General features: G+C 73.5%; 9 protein-coding genes and 1 riboswitch. Of the genes, 5 read left to right on the top strand and 4 right to left on the bottom strand.

The features are described 5' to 3' along the window. Positions 1–200 precede the first annotated feature (200 nt). Genes ACFXAE_RS30530 through ACFXAE_RS30515 form a run of 4 tightly spaced genes read right to left on the bottom strand, consistent with a single transcriptional unit; the run spans position 201 to position 2892 of the window. Positions 201–1064: an energy-coupling factor ABC transporter ATP-binding protein gene (locus ACFXAE_RS30530; protein WP_384720937.1), complete on the bottom strand. Its 864-nt coding sequence runs from the start codon at positions 1062–1064 to the stop codon at positions 201–203. After that, a complete protein-coding gene (gene cbiQ, locus ACFXAE_RS30525; protein ID WP_384720934.1) occupies positions 1061–1810 on the bottom strand; it encodes a cobalt ECF transporter T component CbiQ in 750 nt (249 codons plus the stop codon). Before cbiQ ends, ACFXAE_RS30530 begins: the two co-directional genes overlap by 4 nt. 6 nt (positions 1811–1816) lie before the next feature. Beyond that, the gene (locus ACFXAE_RS30520; RefSeq protein WP_384720931.1) at positions 1817–2185 is read right to left on the bottom strand and encodes an energy-coupling factor ABC transporter substrate-binding protein; all 369 of its coding nucleotides are present in this window, start codon (positions 2183–2185) and stop codon (positions 1817–1819) included. Next, positions 2182–2892: an energy-coupling factor ABC transporter permease gene (locus ACFXAE_RS30515; RefSeq protein ID WP_384720929.1), complete on the bottom strand. Its 711-nt coding sequence runs from the start codon at positions 2890–2892 to the stop codon at positions 2182–2184. Before ACFXAE_RS30515 ends, ACFXAE_RS30520 begins: the two co-directional genes overlap by 4 nt. Before the next feature lie 29 nt (positions 2893–2921). Further along, positions 2922–3105, bottom strand: a riboswitch (cobalamin riboswitch). Between the two features lie 202 nt (positions 3106–3307). Here ACFXAE_RS30515 and ACFXAE_RS30510 point away from each other — a divergent pair. From ACFXAE_RS30510 to ACFXAE_RS30490, 5 genes are read left to right on the top strand one after another with little or no spacing between them, the layout of a single operon-like run. Then, positions 3308–4897 carry an ABC transporter substrate-binding protein gene (locus ACFXAE_RS30510; protein WP_384720926.1) on the top strand — a complete coding sequence of 530 codons (1590 nt, stop codon included), beginning with the start codon at positions 3308–3310 and terminating at the stop codon, positions 4895–4897. Between the two features lie 20 nt (positions 4898–4917). Beyond that, entirely contained in the window at positions 4918–5886 is a 969-nt protein-coding gene (locus ACFXAE_RS30505) for an ABC transporter permease (RefSeq protein ID WP_384720940.1), read from the top strand. Positions 5887–5891: 5 nt separating this feature from the next. Continuing rightward, positions 5892–6779 carry an ABC transporter permease gene (locus ACFXAE_RS30500; RefSeq protein ID WP_384720923.1) on the top strand — a complete coding sequence of 296 codons (888 nt, stop codon included), beginning with the start codon at positions 5892–5894 and terminating at the stop codon, positions 6777–6779. Then, a complete protein-coding gene (locus ACFXAE_RS30495) occupies positions 6776–7753 on the top strand; it encodes an ABC transporter ATP-binding protein (protein WP_384720921.1) in 978 nt (325 codons plus the stop codon). Before ACFXAE_RS30500 ends, ACFXAE_RS30495 begins: the two co-directional genes overlap by 4 nt. Next, complete coding sequence (locus ACFXAE_RS30490; RefSeq protein WP_384720918.1) at positions 7746–8405, top strand: ABC transporter ATP-binding protein; 660 nt, start codon at positions 7746–7748, stop codon at positions 8403–8405. The genes ACFXAE_RS30495 and ACFXAE_RS30490 overlap by 8 nt, the downstream gene beginning before the upstream one ends. Positions 8406–8417: the final 12 nt, after the last annotated feature.

Raw genomic sequence — 8417 nt, 5'->3', positions numbered from 1 at the left:
CCTCTGCGCCGTCCTCACCGGCAAGGAGGACGCCCTGGCCCGAGCGGTGGCCGCCCTCGCCCTCCTCGGCGAGCGCATCGCCGCCGTCGAGTCGGCCATCACCCGCGCGGCCGGCCCGGGGTCCCGACACGCGGTGCGGCAACCCCCGGGGGGTATCTGAGGTGCCGCCCGTGCCCAGGTGATCGCGCCGGTGGCGTCCCTCACGGCACGTGCGCGTCACCGCCGGGGGCGGACGCGGCCACCAGGGCCGCCAGTTCCTCCGGGGAGCGGGGGCCGGCGGCCGGGCCGGCCAGCAGCCCTTGAGCCCGGAGCAGCCGGCCGACCGCCACACCCCACGGCAGCCGCAGCCCCGCCGCCGCGAGCAGGTCCGTGCGGGCCAGTGTCTCGGCCGCCGGCCCGGTGTGCGCGCCCGACGGGGTGAGCAGGGCCGCGTCGTCGGCCCAGCGCAGGGCCAGGTCCACGTCGTGCGTCGCCATGACGACCGTCGTGCCGCCCTCGCGCAGCCCGTCGAGGGTGGCGAGCAGGCGTTCCTGGCCGTCGGGGTCCAGGCCCGCCGTCGGCTCGTCCAGGATCAGCACGCGGGGCCGCATGGCGACCGCGCCCGCGATCGCCGTCCGCTTGCGCTGCCCGTAGGACAGCAGATGCGTGGGACGGTCGGCGAGGGCGGTGATGTCCAGCGCGGCGAGTGACTCCGCCACCCGGGTACGTACCTCCGCGTCGGGCAGGCCGAGGTTCAGCGGTCCGAACGACACGTCCTGGCCGACCGACGCCGCGAACAGCTGGTCGTCGGGGTCCTGCACCACCAGTTGCACGGTGGTACGCAGCGCCGTCAGTCCTTTGCGGTCGTAGCGCACCGCCCGGCCCTCGACGGTCAACTCGCCGCCGCTCGGCCGCAGTCCACCGCTCAGCAGCCGCATCAGTGTCGTCTTCCCGCTTCCGTTGCGCCCCAGCAGCGCCAACGAGCGCCCCTCACGCACCTGGAAGTCCAGGCCGCTGAGCACGGGCGGGCCGTCCTCGTACGCGAAGGACGCGCCCCGCAGGGCCACCAGGACGGACTCGCTCACGACAACGGCCTTTCCAGTACGAGGGTGAGGGCGGCCAGCGCCGTCAGAAGCACCACGCTCAAGGCCGTGAACCGGACGGAGACACGGGCCTCGGGCACCAGCACGCGCAGGGTGCCGTCGTAGCCGCGTCCGGCGAGGCCGGTCTGCAGCCGCGCCGCCCGGTCGAAGGACCGGACGAACGCGGTCGCGCCGAGCCCGCCCAGCGAACGCCACGCAGCCGCCCGGGTGGTGTGCCCGAGCCGGGCCGCCTGCGCCTCCCGGACGCGGCGCACCGAGTCCAGCAGCAGGAAGCTCATCCGGTACGTCACCAGCGCCACGTCCACGAGCGGAGCCGGCACCCCGGCCCGCACCAGACGCGGCAGCAGATCGGACAGCGGCGTGGTGAAGGCGAACAGCAGGACGCCCAGCGAGGCCGCCGACGTACGCAGCAGCAACTCCCCGGCGCGCAGCGGCCCGTCCTCGGCCCAGGACACGAATCCGCCGGGCCCGCCCACCCGCACCAGCAGCGTCAGCGCCCCGGTGACGCAGAAGCCCAGCGGCACCCGGTACGCCCGCCACAGCCGACGCGCCGGCACGCCCGCCGGGCCGAGCAGCACCACCAGCGCGGTCACCAGCACCAGGGCCGCGCCCGGCCAGGGCGGCAGCGAGATCGCCAGCACGGTGAGCCCCAGCCCCAGTACGGCCTTGTCCACGGGATGGCGGCGGCGCCAGCGACTGCTGTGCGCCGCCGCGTCGATCGACAGCACGTGCCGTCAGACCCGTCGTCGTTCGGAAACGGTCCCGGCGCCCGCGTCCGCCTCGGCCCGCAGCCGCTCCAGCGCCCGCGCCTCTCCCTGCCGCCGCCCGCGCCGCACCCCGAAGTAGTACGCGAGGACGCCCGCGCCGAGCGCCGCCTGGAGGGCGAACAGTGCCGACTCGATCTCGCCGGACGGCGGTTCGTACAGCGGCGAGAACCACGGCTCGTAGTCCGGGTCGATCTCGGTGATCGCCGTCTCCGCCTCGGCGTCCGCGCCGGCGAACGGCTCCTCCTTGTGGTCGCCGAGCCCGAACACCAGCGGAATCACGGCGAGCGCGGCCACGAGCACCAGCAGCAGCGTGTTGATCTTCGCGTTGCGGCTCATCGGGCCACCGCCCCCGTCGAGTCCGCCGTCCTGCGCCCGGCCACCGACGTGACGAGCACCCCGAGCCGCGTCAGCTCCCCCTTGCTCGACTGCACCAGCATGCGCATCACCAGCACCGTCAGCAGCCCCTCGCTCACCGCGAGCGGGATCTGCGTCACGGCGAAGATGGAGCCGAACTTGCCGAGCGCGCCCAGGAATCCACTTCCCGGGTCGGGGAAGGCGAGCGCCAGTTGCACGCTCGTCACGCAGTACGTCGACAGGTCGGCGACGAACGCGCCGAAGAACACCGCCACCATCAGCGGTACGTCGTACCGGCGCAACAGCCGGTAGACGCCGTACCCGGCCCACGGCCCGACGACCGCCATCGAGAAGACGTTGGCGCCGAGCGTGGTCAGCCCGCCGTGGGCGAGCAGCAGCGCCTGGAACAGCAGGGTGATGGTGCCCAGTACCGCCATGACCGGTGGCCGGAACAGGATCGCGCCGAGCCCCGTTCCGGTGGGGTGGGAGCAACTCCCGGTGACCGACGGGAGTTTCAGCGCGGACAGGACGAACGTGAACGCTCCCGACGCGCCCAGCAGCAGTGTGCTCTCGGGATGTTCCCTGACGTCACGGATGAGCGACCGGGCTCCGTGGACGACGAACGGCGCCGACGTGACGCCCCAGGCGACCGCGTGCGCCGGAGGCAGAAAACCCTCGGCAATGTGCATGGCTCAGCAGACCCTCTCCAGCACCTCGTGGATGGTTGACGTGCCTTGGCCGGTCTCCTGGCTGACGGGTACCACCGCCCGTGCTCCGCCTTCCCGGGTCCCGAGGGACCCAGTGGCCGTCCGCGAGGACTGGAGCCGGACTTCCCGATCACAGTGGCGAGGGCCGCACCGGTATCGCACCGATTTCCCGTCACCAAGGCGTGGTGACAGTAGTGCCCGTTCCGGTCCGGTGACAAGCGGCCACCGGGGGCGCGCGGACGGCGCCCGGAGGCTCGCACCCCGGCGCACACCTGCGCACTTGACACGAGCGGCGCCGCCCGTCGGGGCGGGGGAGTGAGGGGGCGGCGTCCTGGGCAGTACCTTGCTGCAATTAATATGCAACAACGATTTCCGGGCATCAGGGATGTGAGGTTCGATGACGACCCGACGAATACGGGGTGCCGCCGCCGCGGTCGCGATGGCCGGTGCGGTCGCCGCCTGCTCGGCGCCGGGGGGCGGCGGCGCGGACGGCGGTGCGTCCACCGATTCCGTCGTGATCGGGGTCCCCTCCGAACCGGACACCCTCAGTCCCCTGCTCGGCTACGGCAAGGACGGCAACTCCAAGATCTTCGACGGACTCCTCGCCCGGGGCCCCGGCCTCGACCTGAAGCCCGCCCTGGCGAAGGCGCTCCCCGAGGTCACCGACGGCGGCCGCACCTACACGTACACCCTGCGCGACGGCGTGAAGTTCAGCGACGGCGAGCCGCTGACCGCCGACGACGTGGTCTTCACGTACACCACCGTGCTGGACGACAGGACCAACAACACCGCCAAGAGCGAACTGGACGCCGTCAAGGGGGTCCGGGCCGACGGCGACGACAAGGTCGTCTTCACCCTCGACCACCCCTACGCGGCCTTCGCCGCCCGCACGGTGCTGCCCATCGTCCCCGAGCACATCGCGGGCGAGCAGGACCCCAACACCGGCTCCTTCAACACGAAGCCGGTCGGCACCGGGCCGTACGTCCTCACCGGCTGGAGCAAGGGCGAAAAGCTCACCTTCAAGGCCAATCCGGACTACTGGGGCGGCGCACCGAAGGTGAAAAAGCTCACCATGGCGATCATCGCCGACGACGACGTCCGCGCCACCCGACTGCGCTCCGGCGACCTCGACGGCGCGACCCTCCCGCCCAACCTCGCCGCCACCTTCGAGGACGACGACGGCAAGAAGACGTACCGGGCGACGTCGTACGACTTCCGCGCCGTCACCCTCCCCACCGGCAACCCCGTCACCGGTGACACCGCGATCCGCCGCGCCCTGGACCTGGCCGTGGACCGGGAGACCATGGTCGACAAGATCCTCGACGGCGCCGGCCGCCCCGCCTACGGCCCGCTGCCCCTCGACGACCCCTGGTTCGCCGAGGACGTCGAACGCTCCCAGGACCTCGCCAAGGCCGAGGACATCCTCGACGACGCCGGCTGGAAGCCCGGCAAGGACGGCATCCGCGCCAAGGACGGCCGCCCCGCCCGCTTCACCCTCTACTACCCCTCCGGCGACAAGGTCCGCCAGGACCACGCCCTCGCCTACGCCTCCGACGCCAAGAAGGCCGGCATCGACGTCGAGGTCGAGAGCGCCACCTGGGAGGTCATCGAACCCCGGATGAAGCACGACGCCGTCCTCGCCGGCTTCGGCAGCACCGGCGACCCCGACTTCGGCCTCTACACGCTCCTGCACTCCTCCCTCGCCGGCGACGGCTTCAACAACATGGCCCTCTACGACAACCCGGCCGTCGACGAGGCCCTCGACACCGGCCGCCGCGGCCAGGACCCCGAGGACCGCAAGGCCGCCTACGACACCCTCCAGCGCGAACTGGTGAAGAACCCCGGCTACACCTTCCTCACCCACATCGACCACATGTACGTCCTCGCCGACCGCTGGAAGGACCTCACCACCCAGACCGAACCCCACGAGCACGGCTTCGCCAGCGGCCCCTGGTGGAACGTCGAGGACTGGCAGCCCACGGCATGAGCTCCCTCCCCTGGGGAGAGATGACCCGGCTCACGGCACGGCGGGCCCTGTTCGCCGTGCCCGTGCTGCTCGTCGTCACCTTCGGCGTGTTCGCCGTCGCCGCAGCCTCCCCCTTCGACCCCGTCAAGGCGTACGCCGGCACCGCCGCGCTCGGCGCCGACCAGGAGACCCTGGACCGGCTGCGGGAGAACCTCGGCGTGGACCGGCCGTTCACCGCCCGCTGGTGGGACTGGCTGACCTCCGCGCTCGGCGGCGACCTCGGCCGGTCCACCGTCATGCGCCAGCCCGTGGCGGAGGTGATCGGCGAACGCCTGGTCTGGTCGGCCCTCCTGTGCGCCGTCGCGTTCGCCGCCGCCGTCCTGCTCGGCACCGTGCTCGGCGTCCTCGCGGCCCGCCGCCCCGGCTCCGTCCTCGACCGCACGGTGACCTCCCTCGCCTACGCCCTGGAGGCCGCCCCGGTCTTCTGGATCGCCCTGCTCGCCGTCTGGCTGTTCGCCCTCCACCTGGACGTCCTCCCGGCCGGCGGCCTCACCGACACCGGCAGCGAACAGGTCACCTTCGGCCAGGTCACGAGCCACCTGATCCTGCCCGCCGGCGTCCTCGCCGTCTCCCAGCTTCCCTGGTTCACGCTGTACGTCCGGCAGGGCGTCGGCGACGCCCTCGGGGAGGACCCCGTGCGCGGCGCCAGGGCCCGCGGCCTGAGCGAACGCACCGTCCTGCTCGGCCACGCCCTGAGCTCCGGACTGCTGCCCGTGCTCACCCTGATCGGCTCCCGCGTCCCCGAACTCATCACCGGCGCCCTGCTGGTGGAGACCGTGTTCAGCTGGCCGGGCATCGCCGCGGCCACCGTGGAGGCGGCCACCTCCGTCGACTTCCCGCTGCTGGCCGCGCTGACCACCCTCGCCACCGCCGCAGTCCTCGCCGGAAACCTCCTCGCCGACCTGCTCTACGGACTGATCGACCCGAGGGTGAAGCTGAATGAGATGTGACCCCCATGGCTGACACCACCACCGCCGTGACGAAAACGGTGTGGCGCGCGCACGGCACCGCCCGCCGCTCCACCCACACCCTCCGCCTGCGCGTCTCCGCGACCCTGGTCGCCGTGACGGTCCTCGCGGTGCTCCTCGTACCGCCGCTGGTCCAGCTCGACCAGCAGGCCGTCGACCTCGCCGCCAAACTCCTGCCACCGTCCTGGTCCCACCCCTTCGGCACCGACGACGTGGGCCGCGACCTGCTGCTGCGCTGCGTCTACGGGCTCAGGGTCTCCCTGCTCGTGGGCGTGGTGGCCGCCCTCACCGCCACCGTGATCGGCACCGCCGTCGGCGCCACCGCCGGGGCGCTCGGCGGCTGGACCGACCGCGCGGTCATGCGCCTGGTCGACACCTTCTCCTCCGTACCGCACCTGCTGCTCGGCGTCTTCATCGTCGCCATGTTCCGGCCGGGCGTCTGGCCGGTGGTGATCTCCGTCGGCCTCACCCACTGGCTGTCCACCGCCCGCATCGTCCGCGCCGAGGTCCTCTCGCTGCGCTCCCGCCCCTACATCGACGCGGCCGTCTCCGGCGGCGCCTCCCGGTGGCGGGTCGTCGTACGGCACCTGCTGCCCGGCGTGCTGCCCCAGGCCGGACTCGCCGCCGTCCTGATGGTGCCGCACGCCATGTGGCACGAGTCGGCCCTGTCCTTCCTCGGCCTCGGCCTGCCCACCCACACGGCCAGCCTCGGCACCCTCATCCAGGGCGCCCGCGGCTCCCTGCTGGCCGGACAGTGGTGGCCGACCCTCTTCCCCGGCCTGTTCCTGATCGTCCCCACCCTCGCCGTCGCCGGCCTCGCCGGTGTCTGGCGGGAGCGGATCAACCCCCGCCGCAGATCGGAGCTGTCGCTGTGACCGAGCGATCCCCCGTGCTGTCGGTGCGCGGCCTCTCCGTGCGCTTCCTGCTGCCGGGCGGCCGCCGGATCGCCGCCGTCACCGACGCCCGCTTCGACGTGGCGCCCGGCGAGTGCCTCGCCCTGATCGGCGAGAGCGGCTGCGGCAAGTCCGTCCTCGCCTCCGCCCTGCTCGGCCTGCTCCCCGCCAACGCGCAGACCGCGGGCCACGCCCACCTCGGCGACCTGGACCTGCTCACCGCCGACGAGCGAACCCTCGCCCGCACAGTACGGGGCCGCAGGATCGGCCTCATCCCGCAGAGCCCGGCCGCGCACCTCACCCCGGTGCGCACCATCCGCTCCCAGATGGAGGAGACGGTCGCCCAGCTCACCGGCGTCCGGGGCCGCACCGCCCTGCGCTCGGCGGCCGAACGGGCCGCCGAACGCGCCGGGTTCCCGCCGGACCACCTCGACCGCCACCCCCACGAACTCTCCGGCGGCCTCGCCCAGCGCGCCGCCACCGCCCTCGCCCTGATCGGCGACGCGCCCCTGCTGCTCGCCGACGAACCCACCACCGGCCTGGACCGCGACCTCGTGGACCGCACCGTCGACGAACTGCGCCGCCACGTCGACGCCGACGGCGACCGGGCGCTCCTGATGATCACCCATGACCTCGCGGCGGCGGAACGCGTCGCCGACCGGGTGGCGGTCATGTACGCGGGCCGCATCGTCGAACTCGCCGACGCGAAAGCCTTCTTCGGCGCCCCCGGCCCCCAGCACCCCTACAGCCGGGGCCTCCTGGACGCCCTCCCCGACCGGGCCTTCACCCCCATCCCCGGCATGCCCCCCGAACTCGGCGACCTCCCCGACGGCTGTGCCTTCGCCGCCCGCTGCGACCGGGCCACCGACACCTGCACGGCCCTCCCGCCCTTCACGGGGGCGATCGCCTGCCACCACCCGGCCCCGGCACCCACCCCGGAGAACACCCGTGCTTGAACTGCGCGCCATCACCGCCGGATACGACCGCCGCGCCCCCGCCGTACGGGACGCGACCCTCACCGTCGCCCCGGGCGAGTCCGTCGGCCTGCTCGGCCCCAGCGGCTGCGGCAAGTCCACCCTGGCGAGGGTCGCCGCCCTGCTCCACCGCCCCGACGCCGGCACGCTGCTCCTCGACGGCACCCCCGTACGCCACTGGCGCCACCGCGCCCCGCGCGAGCTGCGCACCGCCGTCGGCGTCGTCTTCCAGCAGCCCCGCCTCTCCGCCGACCCCCGCCTGCGCCTCACCGACCTGATCGCGGAACCCCTGCGCGCCACGGGCCGCCGCCCGTCCGTCCCCGACCGCGTGGCCGAACTCGCCGAAACCGTCGGACTGACCCCCGACCTGCTCACCCGACGCCCCCACGAGGTCAGCGACGGACAGCTCCAACGCGCTTGCCTGGCCCGCGCGTTGGTGCTCCGTCCCCGCTGGCTGATCTGCGACGAGATGACCGCGATGCTGGACGCGTCGACCACGGCCGCGCTGGTCGGGGTCGTCGAGGACTACCGCACCTCGACGGGCGCGGGCCTGCTGGCCGTGGGCCACGACCGGACCCTCCTGAACCGCTGGTGCGACCGCACGGCCGACTGGGAGACGGTCACCGGTCGCTGACGCGGTGTGGCC

The organism is Streptomyces sp. NPDC059454 (assembly GCF_042749965.1).
GTDB lineage: Bacteria > Actinomycetota > Actinomycetes > Streptomycetales > Streptomycetaceae > Streptomyces.
This window is presented reverse-complemented; position numbering and strand designations above follow the sequence as displayed.

What these genes read in the sequence shown, in the direction of transcription:
- ACFXAE_RS30520 (WP_384720931.1), bottom strand. Translation starts at nt 2,185, where the DNA reads ATGAGCCGCAACGCGAAGATCAACACGCTGCTGCTGGTGCTCGTGGCC.
- ACFXAE_RS30500 (WP_384720923.1), top strand. Translation starts at nt 5,892, where the DNA reads ATGGCTGACACCACCACCGCCGTGACGAAAACGGTGTGGCGCGCGCAC.
- ACFXAE_RS30515 (WP_384720929.1), bottom strand. Translation starts at nt 2,892, where the DNA reads ATGCACATTGCCGAGGGTTTTCTGCCTCCGGCGCACGCGGTCGCCTGG.
- ACFXAE_RS30505 (WP_384720940.1), top strand. Translation starts at nt 4,918, where the DNA reads ATGACCCGGCTCACGGCACGGCGGGCCCTGTTCGCCGTGCCCGTGCTG.
- ACFXAE_RS30510 (WP_384720926.1), top strand. Translation starts at nt 3,308, where the DNA reads ATGACGACCCGACGAATACGGGGTGCCGCCGCCGCGGTCGCGATGGCC.